At 68.4% G+C, this 20,875-nt stretch carries 16 protein-coding genes; 8 read left to right on the forward strand and 8 right to left on the reverse strand.

Annotation, left to right across the window (positions count from 1 at the left end; translation table 11 throughout):
• Window positions 1–143: 143 nt before the first annotated feature.
• The 4 genes from BKN51_RS34240 to BKN51_RS34255 are packed head-to-tail and all read right to left on the reverse strand — an operon-like array spanning window position 144 to window position 3,230.
• On the reverse strand, window positions 144–1,298 hold the full coding sequence (locus BKN51_RS34240; protein ID WP_146044299.1) for a DUF6346 domain-containing protein: 1,155 nt from the start codon (window positions 1,296–1,298) through the stop codon (window positions 144–146).
• Between the two features lie 14 nt (window positions 1,299–1,312).
• Window positions 1,313–2,326, reverse strand: coding sequence for a hypothetical protein (locus BKN51_RS34245; protein ID WP_101611542.1), 1,014 nt, complete (start codon window positions 2,324–2,326; stop codon window positions 1,313–1,315).
• Entirely contained in the window at window positions 2,319–2,657 is a 339-nt protein-coding gene (locus BKN51_RS34250) for a hypothetical protein (RefSeq protein ID WP_101611543.1), read from the reverse strand. Before BKN51_RS34250 ends, BKN51_RS34245 begins: the two co-directional genes overlap by 8 nt.
• Window positions 2,658–2,681: 24 nt before the next feature.
• Window positions 2,682–3,230 carry a YbaB/EbfC family nucleoid-associated protein gene (locus tag BKN51_RS34255; RefSeq protein WP_101611544.1) on the reverse strand — a complete coding sequence of 183 codons (549 nt, stop codon included), beginning with the start codon at window positions 3,228–3,230 and terminating at the stop codon, window positions 2,682–2,684.
• 190 nt (window positions 3,231–3,420) lie between these two features.
• On the opposite strand from BKN51_RS34255, the gene BKN51_RS34260 reads away from it, so the two are divergent.
• Both BKN51_RS34260 and BKN51_RS34265 read left to right on the forward strand, forming a co-directional pair.
• A complete protein-coding gene (locus BKN51_RS34260) occupies window positions 3,421–3,813 on the forward strand; it encodes a hypothetical protein (RefSeq protein ID WP_101613626.1) in 393 nt (130 codons plus the stop codon).
• A 17-nt stretch (window positions 3,814–3,830) separates the two neighbouring features.
• Window positions 3,831–4,547, forward strand: a complete 717-nt coding sequence (locus tag BKN51_RS34265; protein WP_101611545.1) for a TetR/AcrR family transcriptional regulator — start codon at window positions 3,831–3,833, stop codon at window positions 4,545–4,547.
• Here BKN51_RS34265 and BKN51_RS34270 read toward each other — a convergent pair.
• From BKN51_RS34270 to BKN51_RS34280, 3 genes are all read right to left on the reverse strand, one after another.
• Window positions 4,544–5,281 (reverse strand): SDR family oxidoreductase, encoded by a 738-nt coding sequence (locus tag BKN51_RS34270; RefSeq protein ID WP_101611546.1) that lies wholly within the window; start codon window positions 5,279–5,281, stop codon window positions 4,544–4,546. The two genes, BKN51_RS34265 and BKN51_RS34270, sit on opposite strands and share 4 nt — an antisense overlap.
• 89 nt (window positions 5,282–5,370) lie before the next feature.
• A complete protein-coding gene (gene leuS / locus BKN51_RS34275) occupies window positions 5,371–8,226 on the reverse strand; it encodes a leucine--tRNA ligase (protein WP_101611547.1) in 2,856 nt (951 codons plus the stop codon).
• A gap of 165 nt (window positions 8,227–8,391) precedes the next feature.
• Window positions 8,392–9,543, reverse strand: coding sequence for an esterase-like activity of phytase family protein (locus tag BKN51_RS34280; protein ID WP_101611548.1), 1,152 nt, complete (start codon window positions 9,541–9,543; stop codon window positions 8,392–8,394).
• A gap of 65 nt (window positions 9,544–9,608) precedes the next feature.
• On the opposite strand from BKN51_RS34280, the gene BKN51_RS34285 reads away from it, so the two are divergent.
• Window positions 9,609–10,040: an SdpI family protein gene (locus BKN51_RS34285; protein WP_101611549.1), complete on the forward strand. Its 432-nt coding sequence runs from the start codon at window positions 9,609–9,611 to the stop codon at window positions 10,038–10,040.
• On the opposite strand, the gene BKN51_RS34290 is transcribed toward BKN51_RS34285, so the two are convergent.
• Window positions 10,037–10,618, reverse strand: a complete 582-nt coding sequence (locus BKN51_RS34290) for a YqgE/AlgH family protein (protein WP_168214453.1) — start codon at window positions 10,616–10,618, stop codon at window positions 10,037–10,039. The two genes, BKN51_RS34285 and BKN51_RS34290, sit on opposite strands and share 4 nt — an antisense overlap.
• Window positions 10,619–10,826: 208 nt before the next feature.
• Here BKN51_RS34290 and BKN51_RS34295 point away from each other — a divergent pair, with 208 nt between their 5' ends.
• Genes BKN51_RS34295 through BKN51_RS34315 form a run of 5 tightly spaced genes read left to right on the forward strand, consistent with a single transcriptional unit; the run spans window position 10,827 to window position 20,870 of the window.
• Entirely contained in the window at window positions 10,827–12,134 is a 1,308-nt protein-coding gene (locus BKN51_RS34295) for an MFS transporter (RefSeq protein WP_101611550.1), read from the forward strand.
• Window positions 12,135–12,189: 55 nt separating this feature from the next.
• Window positions 12,190–12,816: a YbaB/EbfC family nucleoid-associated protein gene (locus BKN51_RS34300; protein ID WP_233223050.1), complete on the forward strand. Its 627-nt coding sequence runs from the start codon at window positions 12,190–12,192 to the stop codon at window positions 12,814–12,816.
• Window positions 12,816–13,145 (forward strand): WXG100 family type VII secretion target, encoded by a 330-nt coding sequence (locus BKN51_RS34305; protein ID WP_101611551.1) that lies wholly within the window; start codon window positions 12,816–12,818, stop codon window positions 13,143–13,145. Before BKN51_RS34300 ends, BKN51_RS34305 begins: the two co-directional genes overlap by 1 nt.
• A gap of 10 nt (window positions 13,146–13,155) precedes the next feature.
• A complete protein-coding gene (locus BKN51_RS34310) occupies window positions 13,156–20,418 on the forward strand; it encodes a WXG100-like domain-containing protein (protein WP_101611552.1) in 7,263 nt (2,420 codons plus the stop codon).
• Entirely contained in the window at window positions 20,415–20,870 is a 456-nt protein-coding gene (locus BKN51_RS34315; protein ID WP_101611553.1) for a hypothetical protein, read from the forward strand. The genes BKN51_RS34310 and BKN51_RS34315 overlap by 4 nt, the downstream gene beginning before the upstream one ends.
• Window positions 20,871–20,875 lie beyond the last annotated feature (5 nt).

The following is a 20,875-nucleotide window of genomic DNA, read 5'->3' on the forward strand; positions in this document are numbered from 1 at the left end:
TGAGATGCGTTGCCGCGTTCACGCGGTGACGTTGCCCCGATCCCGGCGAAAGCCGGGACCAGGGCATCGGGTCGCCGGCGTCGATCACGTAGCCCCCCGAGTGATCGGCGCCGGCGGCGCCCCGTTTCGACGGGCGCCTCAATTCAGGATGCGGTCGTGTTCCGCGGGACTCCCCGATACTCGCTCAGCTTGTCCGGCCGGATCATGGTCATCGCGACCCGGATTTCGGCGAACGCGGCGTCACTGAACGCCTCAGGAATCCGGTAGCCCTTCACGACCGGCGGAAGCGGACGGCCGTCGAGGTTCGCCCCGATTTCCCATAGCCCCTCCAGCGTTCGATGACGATTCGCGAATTCCTCGTCGAGGGGGAAGAAGTCGATCATCCGCAAGGTGCGTTTGCCATCGGTCACAGTGGTCAACCGAAGCTCGCGGAGCTCTTCCCACCCCACCTCGAAGGTCGCCTTGTCACGACGGAACCAGCGAATTCCTTCGGCCGACACCGTGAACTTGGTGCACCAGGTCGCCTTTTTCCACCGCGCTGGAGTGCAGAACCAGAGCCATCCGGGAGAGAGAAGTCCGATCGCAGCGATCGTCAGGGTCGCTTCGCGGAGCTCTGTCCCGCGTCCCGCCGTCAAACCTACGATCCCGGAGACGACGGCGACGACGAAGATCACCCCGCAAACGCGCCAGAACTTCGCGGACGACCAGTCGTTGGGCGTGACCGTCCTCGATGCCGTCGGGGGAAGGCCGGCAGGAGCAACCACGCCGCCCAGTGGACGAACTGACGAGAGAGAAAGCGAGGTGGTCACAGAAGCCTCGGAGACAGGCTTGCGGAAACGCTTGTTCCGTCGCCAGTGCGCGAACAGGCCCAACCCCACGAACCCACCGATGCCGGGTGCGACGCTCCACCACGGAACGTCGCCCTTGAAGTCCCGGGCGTAGTATCTGCCGAGCTCTTTGACCCGGACGGACTTACCGATATCGGCTGGTGTCAACTCGTCCGGGAACGAGCGCGCCGTCACGACTTCCTGCCTGGATCCAGACGAATAGGGGCGAACCTCGATGTCGCAGACCCAGTAGTAGCCGATCCCGGCGATGCTCAGCGGCCCTATCTCCTCGCAAGTCTTCGCCGTCGCCATGTCGACGAACTTGCTCGTTCCCTCCTCGTCATGGGACACCATCCCTCGGCCGATCAGAGTCCAGCAGATCAGCGCGTAGAGGAAGACACCGACGGCGACACCCGCCACCTTCCAAGGGGATCTGCGCGTGACCGTGGGAACTGCTTCGTACCCGGTCATCAGAAGACCACTACTCACTGGATAGACCCGGATATCCGTTGCGTTCCAGGCTGCTCGAAAATCGGCTGTTGCTCGACAGGTTGCCTCGAGCCGACTGCTCCGTTGGCCTTCTCTGGCGGCTTGGGTTCGCCGGCGGCGTTGATGGTCGTCTCTCGCCGGTCGCGCGCCTTATCTTCCGACGCGCTCTTGACCACCTCTTTGACGGCCGTCTTACCTGCTTCCTTCACCACCTCCCAGAACGCCCCCATCCCCGCGCCCTCGAACACGTCACCCTTCTTGAGGAGGTCACCGACGTTCTTGTAAAAGTCCATCAACATGGACTTCGCGCGCATGAGGACGCGCATCAGCTTCTCGGCCCATGTCATGGCTTCAGTGCTTTTTTCGATCGCGAAGGGAACACCCTCCGCGGCCAAAGCCGCCGGGTAGGCAGGCGGCGGATACCTGGCGATGATCATGACGATCTTGGCGAGAGCGTCGGTGATCAAGTCGCGAATGATCGTTCGAACCACCGAGAGCACTGTCTTGCAGATGTTGATGATGTTCCCGGCGAGCTCGGCGAGCCTGACTATTTCCCGGTACCCGTTGAGCTGCTTTTGCACGTAGGCGCGATACGCGTCGGCGGCGGCGCCCGACCATTCCATGCAGTTCTTCTGGACCTCATCGGTCAGCGTCTCGGCCGTCGTCTTGACGTACTTGCCGACCTCAAGCCATTTCTGCACCTCGAGATCAAGTGCGTCTTGGTCGCCGGAAACCCAGTCAAGAGGTTCCTTCAGGAAGTCAACATGTTCGATGATCCACCCAAAACCCCAGCTCATCAGGGTTTCCAGCGGGTTCTTGATGACCTCGACGATATCCGGCACGGCTCCCGCGAGGCTGAGGAGTCCCTCCGTCCAGTCACCGTTCAGGAGCTTTTCCGCGCCGCCGAACACATCCTGGACGGCGCCCGCACCCTCCAGAGCGTTGTCCACCTTGTACTTCTCGGCGTCCGTTTCGCCCTTGGCGTTCTTGAGGACGTCGTTCTCAGCCACGTTCCACCTGCTCTGCCCGCTTCAGAAGGTCGATCGCGTCCTGCTCGGTCACCCGACGCACTTCGGCCCACTTCCGTACCGCTGCGACGTGGTGCTCACCTGCCGAGATCGCGGACTGCAGAGCCTCCCGCACATTCTCCGAAAGGTTGTTACAGATCAACGGCATCCCGCACATGTTGCCGATCAGTCCGAAGGCCAGCATGTCCACACGATCTTTGTCCGCGTCGAGCGCGACCCGTAAATGCTCGTGAGTCTCTTCCACTTGCTTGGCGTGCTCGTCGATCTGTTCAGGGTCTACGTTGAAACCCTGGTCTCCTTGTGGCTGTCCCATGGTCCCCCTCCCTCAAGTACCCGCTCAGCGCAGGAAGTCGCCGCCGGTGAAGTAGTCGTCTTCGTGATCCGTCTGCTGCCGGCGCGCGGCACGAGGCGGCGCAGGCGAAGCGGGCGGCACGGGCGGCTTGGGAGCAGGCGGGGGCGCAGGAGCGTCGAGTTCGTCTTCCGCGACGAAGCGGTCGTCCTCGTCCACCGTCCGGTGGCCGCCCTCGACGTAGCCCGCCGGCTCGGGTTCCGGGTACTCGTTGTGCAGCTGGTCGACCAGCTCGTTCATGGTCTCGCTGCCCGCGATGGACGGGACGCCGGTCTGCACCGCGTCCGCCAGTTTGCTCTGTGCGCTTTGGACGACGCGGAGGATCTCCTGCGCGAGCGCGGGGTTGTCCCGGACCGACGGGCCGATTTCCAGGCCCACCAGGTTCCCCGCGTGGTTGACCTTGACGGAGATCTGGCCGTCCTTGCTGCGTTCGGACACCGAGACACTTTCGATCTCGGTGCGCATCTGATTCGCTTTTCGCTGGGCGTCGGCCAACTTGGCCTCGAAATCAGCGAAGAGCTGCTCAGGGTTCGACACGCGAACCTCCCCTGTTCACGTCGTAGCCATTCGGCGACCGAGTGTGGCATACCCGTCTGACATCGGGGAACGTTTCGCGCGCATCCACACCCCGGTCGTGTGGATCACCACAGCGCGCCCCGGTTTTCCCTACCGGACATGGCGGCCAGCCCGGTGTTCGCCCAGGTCAGCGGCTCATACCGTGCTGAACATGACGATTTCGGACTGGAAACGCGCGATCTACGCGCTTCTCGCACTGCCGGGTTACCTCGGCGGCGCGAAGGTTCAGCGTGGGCTCGCGCGGCGCTGGCTCGGGGAGCACGGCGGGGGACGGCCGCGGTTCGTGGCGGCCTTCGGTCCGAGCGCGGTCGCGTTCCTGCTCGCGTTGCTGCTCTTCTATCTCGCCGGGCGCATCGCGACCTACGGTCTCTTCTGGTCGGGGAGCGACCCCGAGGGCACGTGGGGTGGCCCGACGCTGGCGGGGGCGTGGATCGTGCACTTCTTCGTCGCGCTAGGGATGGCCGTACCGATTTTCCTGGCGCTCCGGCCACTCACCCGGCTCCAGGCTCGCCTTCTGGGCTCATCCCCGGTAATGGGGCACTGACCACCTAGAATGCCCGGATGAACAACCCCAGCCGCAGGGGTCGCGAGCGGGCTGCGACCGATCAGGACATCCGCCGGACGGCGCGGGCGCTCCTGGTCGAGCAGGGCCCGGAGGCCGTGACGCTGCGGGCGATCGCCCGCGAGCTCGGCATCACGGCGCCGGCGTTGTACCGCTACTACGGCTCACGCGACGATCTGGTCGAGCATCTTCGCGCGGACGTGGTCGCGGATCTCGCGGCCGGTCTCGCCGAGGACATCGCGCAGTTGCCGGACGAGGGCGCTCTTCAGCTTTTCGCCATCTGCAAGGGCTTCCGGCGCTGGGCGCTCGCGCACACCAAGGAGTTCACGCTGGTCTTCGCGTCGCCGTCGTCGGACGCGGGGAACAGGCTGGACGAGCCGTTCGGGCGGATCTTCCTCGCCGCGGCGGGGCGGGTGCTCGCGATGCACGATCTGGTGACGCCGTCGAACGACGTGGTCCCCGCCGAGCTGCGCGACGATCTCACGGCGTTCCAAGCGGAATTGCTGGCCGTGCTCAAGGAGTCCGGTGCGGAGTTCCCGCTCGAGAAGCTCGACCTCGGCGTAACGTACCTGATGATCCAGTTCTGGGCCCGGCTCTACGGGCACGTCACGCTCGAGGTCTTCGGCAATTATCCGATCCCGTTCTCGAAACCGGACGTCCTCTTCGACGCGATGCTCGCCGATCTCGCGCGGGAGATCGGCCTGACCGCCGACTAAGCCGCGTGCCCGCCGTCGACCGAGACGGTCGTGGCTGTCACGTACTTGCTTTCGGCCCGTGCCAGGAACGACACCGACGCCGCCACCTCGGACGGCGAGCCGTAGCGGTCGAACACCGTCAGGCTCCGCTGGTCGGCGGCGTACGGGCCGTCGGCCGGGTTCATGTCGGTGTCGGTCGGGCCGGGGTGGACGATGTTCACGGTGATCCCGCGCGGCCCCAGTTCCCTGGCGAGGCCCTTGGTCAGGCCGAGCAGCGCGGTCTTGCTCACCGCGTACAACGACATCCCGGGGCCGGGCACGCGGTCCGACACACAGCTGCCGATGGTGATCACGCGTCCGCCGTCGCCGAGATGCCGCGCCGCGGCCTGCGTGGCCACGTAGACGCCGCGGACGTTGATCGCGAGCACGCGGTCGATGTCCTCCAGGCTCGTCTGGTCGAGCGGGCCGACGAAGCCGATACCCGCGTTGTTGACCAGCACGTCGAGCCTGCCGAACTCGGCGACCGTCGTCTCGACCGCGGCCGCCACGGCCGCGGCGTCGGCACTGTCGGCCTGGATCGCCAGCGCTCGACGACCGAGCGCCTTGATCTTGTCGACGACGCCCGCCGCGAGTTCGGCGTTGTGCTGATAGGTCAGCGCGACGTCGGCGCCGTCCTCGGCGAGCCGGATCGCCGTGGCGGCACCGATCCCTCGGCTGCCGCCGGTCACCATTGCCACCTTGCCGTCGAGGGTCATGCGGTGTTCTCCGTTCGATTTCGTTGTCCTTGAACAACTCCATCGAATCGCCTCATGACCCTCGACACTGGCGTCTTTCCGCCGTGTAGCTACAGGACGATGTTGACCAAACGTCCCGGCACCACGATCACCTTGCGCGGCGTGCCGTCGCCGACCAGCGCGGCGACCTTCTCGTCGGCCAGCGCGGCCGCCTGCACGACGTCCTTGCCCGCGTCGGCGGGCACGGTGACACGCGAGCGCACCTTGCCGTTGACCTGGATCGGGTACTCCACGGAGTCCTCGACCAGGTACTTCTCGTCGACGACCGGGAACGGCCCGTGCACCAGGGAATCCGCGTGGCCCAGGCGCTTCCACAGCTCCTCGGTCAGGTGCGGGGCCAGCGGCGCCAGCATCAGCACCAGCGATTCCACCAGCTCACGCGGCGTCGCCTCGGTGCCGCCGTAGGTCTTGGTGACGTAGTTGTTCAGCTCGATCAGCTTCGCGCCCGCCGTGTTGAACCGCAGTTCCGCGTAGTCCTCGCGGACACCGGCGATCGCCTTGTGCAGCTGCTTGCGGTCGGCGTCCGTCGCGTCCACAGTGGACACACGCAGCTCGCCGGACTCCTCGTCGACGACCAAGCGCCACAGGCGCTGCAAGAATCGCTGCGCGCCGACGACGTCCTTGGTCGCCCACGGCCGCGAAACGTCCAGCGGGCCCATCGACATCTCGTAGAAGCGGAAAGTGTCGGCGCCGTAGGACGCGCACATTTCGTCCGGGGTGACGACGTTGCGCTGCGTCTTCCCCATCTTCCCGTACTCCTGCTTGACCTCTTCGTCCTGGTAGAAGAACTTTCCGTCCTTCTCCACGACGTCTTCGGCCGGAACGTAGAACCCGCGGGAGTCGGTGTACGCGTACGCCTGGACGTAACCCTGGTTGAACAGCTTCCGGTACGGCTCCTTGGACGACACATGGCCCAGGTCGAACAGAACCTTGTGCCAGAACCGCGAATACAGCAAGTGCAGCACCGCGTGCTCGACACCGCCGACGTACAGGTCCGTGCCGCCCGGGTCTTCGACGCCGTGCTCGGCGGGACGCGGGCCGACCCAGTATTCCTCGTTCTCCGGCGCGACGAGCGCTTCGGAGTTGGTCGGGTCCAGGTACCGCAGCTGATACCAGCAGGAACCCGCCCAGTTCGGCATCGTGTTGATGTCGCGGCGATAGGTCTTCTTGCCGTTACCCAGGTCCAGCTCGACCTCGACCCACTCGGTGGCGCGCGCCAGCGGCGAGGACGGCGTGCTGTCCTTGTCCTCCGGCTCGAAGGTCACCGGCGAGTAGTCGGCGACGTCGGGCAGTTCGAGCGGCAGCATGCTGTCCGGCAGCGCGTGGACCTGGCCGTCTTCGTCGTAGACCACCGGGAACGGCTCACCCCAGTAGCGCTGACGCGAGAACAGCCAGTCACGCAGTTTGTACTGGACGGTGCCGCGGCCGTGGCCGTGCTCCTCCAGCCAGCCGATCATCGTCTTCTTGGCCTCATCGACGGCCATTCCGTCCAAGAAGCCTGAGTTGATCGCGGGCCCGTCGCCGGTGAACGCCTTGCCCTCGAAGCCTTCCGTCGGCTCGACGGTACGGATGATCTCCAGGCCGAACTTCTCGGCGAATTCCCAGTCGCGGGTGTCCTGGCCGGGGACGGCCATGATCGCGCCGGTGCCGTAGCCCATCAGGACGTAGTCGGCGACGAAGACCGGGACCTCCCTGCCGTCGGCAGGGTTCACCGCGTAGGAGCCGGTGAAGACGCCGGTCTTCTCCTTGTTCTCCTGACGGTCCAATTCGGACTTCCGTGCCGCGACGTCGCGGTACGCGGCGATCGCGTCGGCGGGAGTCGCGGCATCGCCGGTCCACCTGGCGTCGACACCTTCGGGCCATGTCGCCGCGATCAGCTTCTCGACCAGCGGGTTCTCGGGCGCCACGACCACATAGGTCGCCCCGAACAGCGTGTCCGGGCGGGTGGTGAAGACCTCGATCTCCTGCTCACCCGCCTTGAACTTCACCTGTGCGCCGTGCGAGCGGCCGATCCAGTTGCGCTGCATGGACTTGACCTTTTCCGGCCAGTCCAGCAGGTCCAGGTCGTCGACAAGGCGGTCGGCGTAGGAGGTGATGCGCATCATCCACTGCCGCAGATTGCGCCGGAACACCGGGAAGTTGCCGCGTTCACTGCGTCCGTCGGAGGTGACCTCTTCGTTCGACAGCACCGTGCCAAGGCCGGGGCACCAGTTGACCGGTGCCTCGGAGATGTAGACCAGGCGGTGCGAGTCGATGATCTCCAGCTGCTCGGCGCGGGTCAGCTCACACCAGTTGCGGCCGTCCGGCGTGCGGCGCTTGTCCTGCGCGTATTCGGTCTCCAGCTCGACGATGGGCCGGGCCTTGCCCGCCTCGACGTCGTAATAGGAGTTGAAGATCTGCAGGAAGATCCACTGGGTCCAGCGGTAGTACTCCGGATCGGTGGTGCGGATCCGGCGCCGGTCGTCGTGGCCGAGGCCCAGGCTGCGCAGCTGGCGCAGGTACGTCGTGATGTTCTCGTCGGTGGTCTTGGCCGGATGCTGCCCGGTGCGCACCGCGTACTGCTCGGCCGGCAGGCCGAAGGCGTCGAAGCCCATCGTGTGCAGCACGTTGCGGCCGATCATGCGGTGGTACCGCGCGAAGACGTCGGTCGCGATGAAGCCCAGCGGGTGCCCGACGTGCAGACCGGCGCCCGAGGGGTACGGGAACATGTCCTGGACGAACAGCTTGTCCGAGGGGACCTCGCCGCTCTCGTCGGCGAGCGGGCCGACCGGGTTCGGCGCGTGGTAGGTGCCGTGGTCGGACCAGTAGTCCTGCCAGCGCTGCTCGATCTGGCCCGCCAGCTCCGCGGTGTAGCGGTGCTGAGGGGCCGCGTCGGCGCCGCTGGGCGCTTCGCTCGCCTGGTTCATCGATCCTCCGTGCTCATCCACGTCAAGCCACTCCAGAAACAACTCGACCCCTCAGCCCGGAGGGCATGAGGGGTCGCCGCGCTGGTCCCGGCCGTTCGGCCGAGGTCAGCGCGGCAGGCTAAGGAGCAGCCGAGCCGTGTTCATGAAGCCAGTTTAACCCGCTGGTCAAAGCCGTTCCGAGGGGACCGCCAGAGCGATGAACTGGGTCACCTGCGTCGCGGAGAAGTTGTTGTCGCTGACGAGCACGAGACTGCGCTCACCATTCGGCAGACGCGGACCCCAGGTCATCCCCTCGACGTTGTCCACAGTGGACAACTTGAAGTCCGCGAGGTCCGCGAGCAGGCGCTTCTTGACCGGTTTGACGTTTTTGGCGTCGCCGAGCGAAGGCGTCTTCGCGATGTTCGTGGCGCCCTTGGTGTCGATCTCGTAGATCCGGATCTTGTTGCCGACGCCCGTGACGAACGCGCGCTCCATCACCAGGAAACGCGTCGGATCGGCCTGGTCGACGGCCAGCAGCGACGAGACGCCGGTCGTCGCGAACGCTCCGGGCGGGTTCGGCGACGCGAAGACCTTGTCCTGCGGGTACGCGAACTGCGCGAGCACCGGGCCGAACCGCGACTGCAGCGTGATGCGCGAAAGAGCACCCGACGTGGTGGTCGGTTCGGGGCCGTCCTGCAGCAGCGGACCCTCGACCGAGCTGGCGACGAGCGAGCCGAATCCGGCGAAGGTGAGTCCTTCGAGGACGAGGTTCTGCCGCGGCCCCGCCGTCTCGGTCATCTTCTCGTTGGCGGGGATCGGCAGGTCACGGACGTAGGAGCCGTCGCGCTTCGCCTCGCGGATCGACGGGTCGATGCGCGCCGCGGCCGACCGCTCGCCCTCCTGCGACCAGAGATAGTGACCGGTCCAGGGGTCGACACGCAGCTCTTCGGGGTCGATGGTCTGCATGTTCGGCGGCTGCGCCGGGTCGTTCTTCGCGAGCGGCGGGTACGTCGTGCCGTCGGGCCGCAGGAGCGGCTTGGTGCCGGTGAAGGTGACCGGGCCGAGTCCCTTGGCGTCGAGGGAGAACTTCGCCGTGTAGAACCGGGCGGGGTTGACGGCGGACCGGTCGTCGCAGATCAGCGCGTACTCGCCGGTGCGGTGGTCGTAGTCGATGCTGGACAGTCCTCCGACGACGGTGCCCTGGTAGAGCAGCGAATTCGGGACGATCTGTTCACCGATCAACCGCAACGGACGGTGTTCGGCGCCGGCGGCGGGTGCCGCCATCAGGGTGAGGGGAACGGCCCCGATCAGGGCTGCGGCTAGGACTCGGCGTGACATGGCCTGTAGCACAGTCGATCAGGGTATCCGGCAGGTTGCCGGAACGTCACGCTTATCCTCGTGGAGTGTTCGTCATAGCGCTGGTCCCGATCGTGCTGGGTGTCCTCGTCGGCTGGGGTGGGTTCCTCGGCCTGCGCGAGAAGCTGCCGCGTGACCGCGGCGCCGGCGTGCGGACGGCCGCCACGATGCGCAGCGAAGAAGCCTTCCGCCTCGGCAACAAGGTCGCCGGGCTCCCGACGCTGGCCGGTGGCGTGATCGCCGTGCTCGCCGGAGTCGCCGCGCTGGTCATGCCGACGACGTTCGGGCTGCTGCTCGCCTCGTTCGTCGGCGTCGTCGGGATGATCGCGCTGGTGGTGACCGGGGGAGCGCTCGGCAACCGCGCCGCGACGACGGTGCCCGCGCCCGAACCCGCCGCGCCGGAAGCGCCCGCCGGCTGCAGCGGCTGTGCCTGCGGGACCTGCGGTGTCTTCAAGAAGGCCGACACCGCCACCGCCTAATTGCGCTGGAGGTCGCCCGGGTGGGTGGCCAGCAGTGCCAGCGGAATGCCCTGACGGCGCAGCACCTGACCCCAGAGGTCGTGACTCGGCGACGCCAGGACGTCGCTGGGCAGCGCCGGGACGATCAGCCAGTCGTCGCGTTCGATCTCGTTCGCCAGCTGGCCCGAGTCCCAGCCCGCGTATCCGGCGAAGACGCGCACGCCGCGGACCTTCGGGACCAGGATCTCGGGATCGGTGTCGAGGTCGACCAGCGCGACCGGCCCGCGCACGGCGATCACGCCGGGCACGCTGGACGCCGTCTCGCCCGTCCGCAGGGCGGCCAGGCACAACGCGGTCTTCTTCTCCACCGGACCACCGACGAACACCGACTGCGGTTCGGCGACGTGCCCGCCCCAGTTGGGCAGCACGTCGTACACCGGAACGTCACTCGGCCGGTTGAGCACGACGCCGAGCGTTCCCTCGTCCCGGTGATCGATGACGAACACGACGGTTCGCCGGAAGTTGGGATCGAACATCGTGGGGGCGGCGACCAGGAGCGTTCCCGGTTCGACCTCGGCGTCCGCTGGCACGTCCGCCATGATCCCACTTCGAGCACAGGCAAATCGTCCGGCCAGGGAACAACAGCATCACGAGCACCGTTGGACACTCCAGGTCGGTGCGCTTTCCGTGTCCCCCGGGCTCACTGAAGAACCGCCTTTGTGGAATACCGTCCGGCTGGAGCCACACTGCGCATAGCCGCCGAGAGGCGACCTCAAAGCGCACCGACCCCCAACTACGCTTCCGCGTGTGACGACCACCGCCACGGCGCCCACCAGGGCGTTCGTTCGCGATCGAGACTTCCGCCGCCTCCTGTTCACGCGCTTCTCCGCGCACTGGGGCAACGGGATGTACCAGGCCGGACTGGCCGGAGCCGTCCTCTTCAACCCCGAACGCGCCGCCGACGCGCTCGCCATGGCGGGCGGGTTCGCGGCGCTGCTGCTGCCGTACTCGGTCGTCGGACCGTTCGCGGGGGCCCTGCTCGACCGCTGGGACCGCCGGAAGGTCCTGATCTTCGCGAGCCTCCTCCGGTCCTTCACCATCCTCGCGACTGCCGTCGCCGTCGGCACGGGAGCGGCCGGCATCGGGCTGTTCTCCCTGGCCTTGGCGTCCGAAGGCATCTCGCGGTTCATCGGTTCCGGGTTGTCCGCGTCGCTTCCGCACGTCGTCGAAGAGAAGTCCGTGGTCGCCGCGAACGCCTTCGCCGCGACGTGGGGTTCGGTGCTCGCGGTCGTCGGCGGCGGCTGCGCGATCGGCCTCCGGGGGCTGACCGGTGCCGACGACGCCGGTTCCGCCTGGGTCACCGCCGTCGCCGCGCTGGGCGGGATCGGCGCCGCCGTCCTCGCCTCGGGGTTCACACGCGGCCTGCTCGGGCCGTCGACGGTGGACGAACCGCCGAACCCGGCCCTCGCCGTCGCCCGCGGCCTGTCCGACGGCGCGAAGGCGGCTTGGCGCACGCCCAGTGTCATGGCCGGGTTCGTCGCGCTGTTCGCCCATCGCGCGTCGTTCGGGATCTCGCTGCTGGTGACCGTGCTGCTGATGCGCAACCACTTCACCGACGCCGGGATCTTCCGCGCGGGGATGGCGGGGCTTGGCCAGATGGCGGCGTTCGCCGGGGCGGGGATCCTGGTCGCCGGGCTGCTGACCGCCCGGCTGATCCGGCGGTTCGGCAGGCTCCGTGCCGTGGTGGGCGCGCTCGTGCTGGCGGCGATCGCGCAGTCCGCGCTCGGCCTGCCGATGGTGGTCCCGGCCGCGTTGCTCGCGGCGTTCCTGGTGACCGGCGCCGGACAGGTGCTGAAGCTCTGTGTCGATTCGTCGGTCCAAATCGACGTCGCCGACGAGGCCAGAGGACGGGTCTTCGCCCTTTACGACACGCTTTTCAACATCACCCAGGTGGCCGCGGTCTCGCTGGCCGCGGCGGTGATCCCTGACGACGGCCGTTCACCGGGACTGCTGATCGCGGCCACCGTCCTCTACCTGGCGGGAGCCGCCGGTTACCTTCTCGCCGTACGAAAACGGAGAACAGGCGATACCGCTCCGCCGTTGGCATTAGGGTGACGCTTACCGACACCGGGTGGCGTAGGCCCGGGATCAAGTACTTGCGGGGGCTCAAGTGACGACGGCCGGCGACGACAGCGCACGCCTCGAAGCGCGCAATGCCGCCATGAAGGACCAGGTCGACACGCTGCTCGAACAGTTCGAGCGCCAGACGGCCCAGCTCCGGGACGCGCAGGAAGCCGCCTCGCAGACGTCCGCGACGGTGGTCTCGCAGGACGGTCTCGTCCGCGCCACCATCGACGCGACGGGCACGCTCGCCAAACTCGAGATCCAGCCGAACGCCTTCGAGCGCACCAATCCCGCGCAGCTGGCCAACACCGTGCTGACCCTGGTGCGCCAGGGATCACTGCAGGTCAAGCAGCAGGTCGCCGAGCTGATGGCACCGATCACCGAAGGCCTGCCGGACCTCTCGGACCTCATCGAAGGCGCTCCTTCACTGCAAGGGCTGATGCCGGCCATCCCGGACTTCCTCGCGGAAGAGGAAGAGCCGAAAGCGCCCGCGAAGTCCGAAGACTTCGAGGACCCGCTGCTGCGCAAGGACGACGCCCCGCCGCCTCCGCCGCCGGTCCCGCCCGCACCGCCGGCACCGCCGGCACCGAAACCGATTCCGAAGCGCGTGCGTCAGAACCAGGACGATGACGAGGAAGAGCCGCCTTCGAGCTGGCTGACCAGGGGAGTCTGATGCCGAACGGTGGGGGCGGTGGCGGGTTCACCGCGGATCCGGACGCGGTGAAGACGGCCGCGGCCAAGCTGGGGATCGCCGCGGACCAGTTGGACGACGCGGGCAAGGAACTGATGGCCGCGATCAACTCGCTCGGCCAGTGCTGGGGGAACGACGACGCGGGCAAGGAGTTCGCGAAGGACTACGAGCCGGGCGCGCAGGGTTCGTCCGAGGGGTTCGCGAACATCGTCGAGGCGCTGCGGGGCATGCAGCACAACGTCGAACGGTCGATGACCGCGTTCACGAACGCCGAGGAAGAGATCAAGACGACGCTGGACAAGAAGGTCTAGCGCCGTGGGTATGGAGATGCCCGACGCGGTCAAGTGGCTCTTGCCGATCGTCGTCGGGGAAAGCTGGCCCGAAGGCGACGAGGACAAGCTCCGCGAACTGCGCGACGCCTGGCACAACGCTTCGAAGGCCGTCCAGCCGATCGCCGACACCGCGACCAAGGGCGCCACCGAGGTCCTCGGCGGCTGGACCGGCGAGGGCGCGGAGAAGTTCGCAGAGGCCTGGAAGAAGTTCGTCGAGGGCGACGAGGCGTACTTCAAGTCGCTCGCCGATTCGTCGAAGGCTCTCGGCGACTCGTGCAACGCGACCGCGCTGGACGTCGAGTACACGAAGTACATGATCATCATCTCGCTGGTGATCCTCGCCGCGCAGATCGTCGCGATGATCGCGGCCGCCGCGGTGACGTTCGGTGGCTCGACGGCCGGGATCGCGCCGGCGCAGATCGCCACCCGCATGACCGTCCAGATGATCTTCCGCCAGCTGATGCAGAAGCTCGCGCAGGAAGGCTTCAAGAAGGTCGCGAAGGAACTCCTCGAGAAGCTTCTCAAAGAGGGCCTGAAGAAGATCGGCAAAGAGGTCCTGCAGAACACGGCGATGAACCTCGCCATGGACGCGGGCATCCAGGGCCTGCAGATGGCCAAGGGCGACCGCGACAGCTGGGACTTGAGCAAGACCAAGGATTCCGCGATCAGCGGTGCCGTCGACGGCGTCGTCGGCGCGGGCAGCAGCAGTATCGGCAAGGGCGCCACCAAGGGACTTTCCGACAGCGTCGGCGGCCAGATCGTCGACAGCGCGGCGCGGGGTGCCGTGCGCGGCGCGGCCGAAGGGGTCGCCAGCACGGTCGGGCAGGCCGCCGTCACCGGTGACCTGGACAAGCTTTCGGCCAAGGACGTCCTGATGGGCGCTTCCGGCGGGGCCGTCGGCGGTGGTGTCGACGGGGCGAAGAGCCAGATCGGCGACATCCGCACCGCGAACACGCCCGATGCCACGCCGGACGTCGACGGTCCGACGACGCCGGACGTGGATTCCGGGGACTCCGGGACGCCTTCGCGCTCTCCGGACAGCTCGTCGAGCCGCGATTCGTCCTCTGATGGCGACTCCTCGTCGCGGTCCACTTCGGACGGTGACTCGTCTTCGAGCCGCGATTCGTCCTCTAGTGGCGATTCTTCGTCGCGGGGTTCGTCCGAGCCGTCGTCCGGGTCGTCCGGTTCGCAGTCGCAGTCGCAGTCGCGGGCGGACGGCGGGAACCAGGCGCCTCAGCAGGCCTCACAGCAGCACACGCCGAGTTCGGAGAACGGCCCGCAGCGGGCGCCGGACAGCGACCGGGTCAGCCAGTCGTCGACGCAGGCTCCGGAACGTCCGGCGGACGCCCCGGCGAACACCGGCGACGGTCAGCGCGCGGCGCAGCCCCACCAGAACGCACCGGCCGCGGACAACGGCGCCGGTTCCGGTCAGCAACAGCAGGCCGCGGCGGCGAACCAGCAGCAGGCACCCGCGGCGGCGGCACAAGCACCGGCGCAGACACCAGCACAAACTCCGTCGCAGACACCAGCGGCGAGTCCGGCGCAGACACCGGCGGCCGCGTCCCAGACACCCGCCCAGACATCGGCGGCAAGTCCGGCACAAACTCCGGCGTCGAGCCCGGCCCCCAGTCCCTCGCAGGGACCGGCGCCGAGCCCCTCGCAGTCCAGCGCGATGCCGCCGGCCGCCTCCTCGGGCTCGACCGGTGGGTCGTCTTCCGGCGGGTACGGCATGGCGCCGAACCAGGGATCGAGCCCGGGCGGCCACGGCATGGCGCCCGGCGGCAACCCGCCAGGCAACGGGCCAGCACCGGGCGGTTTCCCGCCGGGCGGGCACGATCCGTCCCGGCCTCCCCGGCCGAACGACAGCGTCCAGGCCGCCGGTCTGTCCGGCAACGGCGGACCGCAGCAGCCGCGCTTCGACCAGCCGCCCGCCCAGATGCCCTTCCAGGGCCAGCCGATGCAGCAGCAACCGCCACCGGGCGGTTTTCCGCCTCCACCGCCTCCCGGTGGTGGTCAGGGACCCATGCCGCCTCGTGGGCAGCAGGGTCCGATGGGACCGCGTCCCACCGGGCCGCCGCCTCCCCAGCACCCGGGTCAAGGCGGATATCCGCAGCAGCGTCCTCAGCAACCGCCGCCCCAAGGCCCTCGGCCGCCGCAGGGCCCGCAGGCCTATCAGGGCAGGCCGGGCCCCGGCGGGGTTCCGCCGCGGCCGCAGACGCCTCCGCCCGGTCCGCCTCCGGGCAACCGCGGCCCGGCGGGCCACCCGCCGCCCCCGCCGCGGCCCCAGCATCCGGGCAACGGCCCGTTCCAGGGCAATCGCGGTCCCGTGCCGCCGCCCCCGCCCGGGCATCACCCTGGCCAGCACCCCGGACAGCCCCGGCACCCCGGTCCGCAGCCCGGCCGCCCGATGCCGCCCGGCGCCGAGCCGCCGCGGTTCGGTGGCCAGCAGCCGCCACGTCCGCCGCAGGTCCCGGCGCCGCGCCCCGGTCAGGACGCGAACCCGGGTCCGCAGCAGCAGCGCCCGCCGCAGCAGGCCGAGCCCGTCCGCCCGGCGGAGCAGGCACCCGTACCGCCGAAGGAACCCGCGACCCAGTCGTACCAGGGGAAACTCGACGACGACGCCGACCTGCCCAAGGACACCGAGACTCCGCACGAGACCGAGGCGCCCCAGGACGTCACGCCCGACGACAAGACTTCGGACGACGTCGGTTCCACGATCGACGAGCCGTACCTGACGGATCCGAAGTTCCACACGGACGACCCGGCGGCGTACCGCGCGCTCGCCGAAACGCAGATCGACAGGCGTGGTTTCGACGCCGAGACCGGGGAGTCGCGGGCCGAGCAGGTCCGTCGTGAAGCACTCGACAAGCGTCAGGCGCACGAAGACCCTCGTGTCAAGAACATGTCGGATCAGGGTGCGTACGCGGTGCACAGCTACACGCGGACCGACATGGCCGAGCGGATCACGCACGCCCAGCGTCACGGTGGTCCGGAGCTGGACGCGCTCAGGCCGCACATCGAGGCGATCACCTCCGGCCTCAACGAGATGCCCGCGTACGAAGGTGTCGTCTCGCGGCGGGTGAACTTCCACGGCAACGAAAGCGCGATCCAGGGCTTCCTCGCGGCGCACGCCGCGGGGAACGTCATCGTCGACCCGCAGATGCTGAGCACGTCACGGGTCACGCCCGAACATCCGCGCAGCACGTTCTCCGGCGAAGTCGAGATGCGCATCCAGTCGAAGACCGGACGCCACATCGAGGACCTCGCGTCGATCAAGGACGAGCGCGAAGTGCTGATGAAGTCGGCGACGCAGCTGCGTGTCACCGACGTCAAACCGGGGCCGGGGCATCCCGAGCACCCCGAATACGCGGCGCGGGTCGCGGACGGCACGGCGGGCAACCAGCCGAAGTGGATCGTCGAATGCGAAGAGGTCGTCGCCGGGGACGACGGCCACCTGACCCCGGACCAGGTCCAGCAGAAGGTCGCCGAGCGGCGCGAGTTCAACAACGCCGAGCAGGAACGGCTGGCTCAGGAAGAGGCCGACCGCGACCGGCAGCTGCGCCGCGATCACCCGGAACTGTTCCAGAACAAGGGTTTCGCCAGCCTCGACACCAAGATCTCCGACGGCAAGGGCGGCTGGATCGACGCCGCCGACGCCCCGGTCCGCGATGTCCCCAAGCCGAGGGAACACGTTCCCGACGGCGGCTGGTCCGAGCTGGCGAAGCCGCTCGACGAGGGCGGGACGCCGGTCATCCACGCCGGTTCGACCGAGACGCCACATCAGCAGGTCCGGCTGGTCATGGACGAGCTTCCCGCGATCGGCGAGGCCAACACGCGCAACTACTACGCGCCCGAGTCGTGGAAGGACGGCTTCCAGACCAACTCGGCCGAGGCGCTGGTCGCGTTCGAGAACCGGATGGACGGTGGCGACGCGGTCGCCGGGCCGTCGACCGGCGGATCGCCGCTGCAGCACGTCAGCGAGCGGCTCGGCGGGCAGTGGTCGGATCGGAACGGCTTCGGCGACATTGCCCGTGAGCTGGGCGAACGCCCGGTCGGCGCGCGGACCGCGGTGGCGTTCGAGCATCACGCCGCGGCCGATCCGAACGCGCCGGCGGGCTCGCCGCGATCCATGGACCGGATCGAGACGCGGATCGTCGCCGCGGTGAACACGCCGCACGGCGTGGTCTTCGCCGACCCGATGACCGGGCGGCTCGCGACGCTGCCCGACGACCCGACGTCGATCAAGGCGATGCCGATGGGCGGCGGCGACGCTCCGCACGCGCACACGCCGGAAGCACCGGAGACGACGCACACCGAGACGCCCACCGACAAGACCGACGACACCGACAAGACCGACGAGCCCGACAAGACCGGCGACACCGAAACGCCCGTCCAGGAGCAGGCGCCCAAGACCGAACTCGACATCAGCGAGCGGCTCCGGGGTCCTGAAGAGACGCCGTCACGACTCGACGAGAGCTACCTCGGCGACGACGACTTCCGCGGTACGCCGGAGGATCACCAGAGCCTCCGTGACCGCTACGACAGCACCGACCTCGCCGAGCAGGCCCGCGAAAAGGCGCTCAAGCGGCTCGAAGCCAGCCCCCTGAAGGACCGCGTCTCGCCCGAGGCCGCGGAAGCGATCTACTCGTACTCGCGCGAACACGCCTACACGATCAACGAGGCGAACCGCCGGGGTGAGTCGCACCCCGACTTCGAGAACGCCCAGCGGAGCACCCGGGCGATCGTCGGCGCGCTCAACGAGCTGCCGGACTTCCACGGCGAAGCCATCCGCGGCATCGACACCAAGGGCGACCAGCGGGCCGCCGCGATCATGGCCGCGCACTACGAACCCGGTCAGACCGTCCCCGAGCCGACGATGACCAGCGCCACCATCAAGACGTCGCCCGACACGAAGTCGAAGTTCGGCGAAGACGTCGAGATCCACATCGTCTCGAAGACGGGCAAGGACGTCTCGTCGCTCGCCGAGAACCCGGGCGAGAACGAGTCCATCAACAAGCCGGCGACCCAGCTTTACGTGCACAGCAAGGAGTTCAAGACTCCGCCGCTGGTCGACCGGCCGAAGTGGGTCATCCACGCCGAAGAGGTCACTCCCGGCGACCCGCGCTATCTCGACCCCGACACCGCCAAGCAGAAGATGGACGAGCGGCGGGCCCGGCACGCCGCGGAGGCGCCCGAACTCGCGCGCCTCGCCCAGGAACGCTCGATGGCGCGCCTCGGCGGCTTCGACGAACCGCAGACCCCGCACCTCACCACGGAAAACCCTGCGGAGCACGGGGTCGCGGACGCGGACAAGGGACCCGAGTACGGCGAACAGCCCGCTCAGGACCACTCCGACGGCGACCAGACCGCCGAGCTTCCCGCCCCGGAGCGGGACTACTCGTCGATGGCGGTCGCGACGAACCCGCCGAGCGAACCGGCGATCCACGCCGGTACGGCGAGCCCCGAGCAGCAGGCCGCCTACCTCGCGGACCGGCACCCGAGGCTCGGCGAGGTCAACCCGCACTTCAACGACCCCGACGCGCTGGCGAATGGCTACCGGTCCAACTGCACCCGGACCCCGGGCGCGTACATGGACCGGTTGAACGGCATCGACTCGACGGCCGATCCGCTGCTCGTGCACGAGATGGACGGCCGCGGCACGCTGGAGCACGTCGAACAGCGCTTCGGCGGCCAGTTCTCGGACCGGGCCGACTACGACACGGTCATCCGCGAGATGCGGGACATGCCGACCGATCACCACGCGGTCGTGGCGGTGAAGTACCTCGACGAGAACGGCGTCGAGCGGGGCCACGTCGCCATGGTGGCGAACACCCGTGACGGCGTCGCGTTCATCGATCCGCAGTCCGGTGCGCTGATGAACCTGCCGCATCCGCCGCTGGGCGTGCGGCTGATGCACGTCGGCGTCCCGGAGGGCCCGGCCGCGCACCACACCGACGGCCACACCACGCAGACCGACACCGCTTCTGCGCGGCCCGTCGACCCGCGGATCGCGTTCGCGCGACCGGATCAGCCGGTGGACCCGCGCATCGCGTACGCCAGGGAAGACACGCCTGACGTGCAGCCGTCGCGGATCGGCCCGGACGGCCGCCCGATCGTCACGCCGCCGCGCGACGGGGGCTACGGCATGGCGCACGACAACACGGGCGACGTGGACCCGGCGGTCCGCGCCGAGGTCGAGCGGTTCCTGAACGACCCCGAGATCTCGGCCGCGCTGGACCGGCTGGATCCGGAAAAGGACCGGGCCAAGCACGTCGACGAGGACGGCGTCACCCACGATCTCGGCCCGATGCGGGACTTCATCGCCGAGCAGCTGCCCCGGCATCCCGAGCTCATGCACCTGCTGCAGGACCCCGCGAACGCGTACCTCGCCGAGTCGCTCCTGCACAACCCGGTCACCATCGGCAGCCTTCTCCAGCATCCGGAAGCGATCCCGATGCTCGAAGACGCGATCCGTGAAGCACATTCGAGCGACTATCGGCTGATCGACGACGTGGAGCAGGCAGGCCCCGGCGAGACTCCACTGACTCCGGAACAGCGGGAGCTCGCACAAGCGGCGGCCGACGTGGCCGCCGGCGTCGATCCGAGCGAGCGGGTCCACGCCGGTTTCCCGGACGAGCACGTGGGCGACGAACCCCGGATCAGGGAGTTCCTGCGGCGGGAAGCGGCCGCGTGGCCCGAAAACCAGGGGAGGCTCAACCGGATCGTCGCCGAGATCGCCGGGGACAACGACGGCACGGCGGGCGCGCGGACCGAGCCCAAGAAGGAAGGCCGGGCGATGGCCAAGATCGCCAAGTACGGGGGCGACGCCTCCCGTCTGGTCGATCTGGTCGGCGCGAAGATCCAGTTCAAGACGGTCGCCGACGCCTACAACGCGTTGAACGCGGTCATGGCGCATCCGGATCTCAAGATCGTCAAATTCGAGGACCGGTTCGCGAATCCGCAGGCGAGCGGCTACCGCGACCTGCAGATGAACGTCCGGCTGCCGAACGGGCACGTCGCCGAACTGCGGCTGCACCTGGAGAGCATCGACGACGTCGCCGTGTTCGAGCACGCGCTGTACGAGGTCCGCCGGGACTTCCCGACCTACAACCGGGCGGCGGACGAGGCGAGCGAAGGCAGGCTGACCAGGGAACAGGCACAGCTGGAAGCCGCGTTGATCAACCAGGTGCGGGTGAAGTTCATGGAAGGCCTGCGGCTGGGGCTGCCGAAGCCCCCGGAGGAGAGCGCGTGATCGAGACACCGGCCTACTTCACCTACTACGCGCAGACCTACCGGGTCGAGGCGACGCCGGACGGCGGCCTCACCGGGTATCTCCTCAACCTGCGCACCGGCGAGTTCGAGGAGGATCCGAGTCACGTCCGCGAGGTCCTTCGCGCGATGGCGAGTTCGGACATCAGCAAGGTGTCCGAGCAGAAGTTCGTGCAGGAGACCGAGTTCGCCCGCGCGCGCTACCTGAAAGGCGAGGGGGCGGCTTTCGCGCTCTACGAGACCATCGATGGTCTGTACGCGCAGGCCAAGCGGGAAGAGCGCGGGATGCAGCCACAGGAAGTGGCGTTGATCCAGTCGCTCCGCAAGCGCACCTTCAAGCTGTGGGAGGACGAGCTGGCGCGCCGTGCCGCCGGTGAACCGCCGTCGTTCCGGGCGGAGCCGCGCTTCCCGAAGTACGAACCTCCGGCGGAATGATTCAC

This window comes from Amycolatopsis sp. BJA-103 (assembly GCF_002849735.1).
In the GTDB taxonomy this organism is placed as follows: Bacteria; Actinomycetota; Actinomycetes; order Mycobacteriales; family Pseudonocardiaceae; genus Amycolatopsis.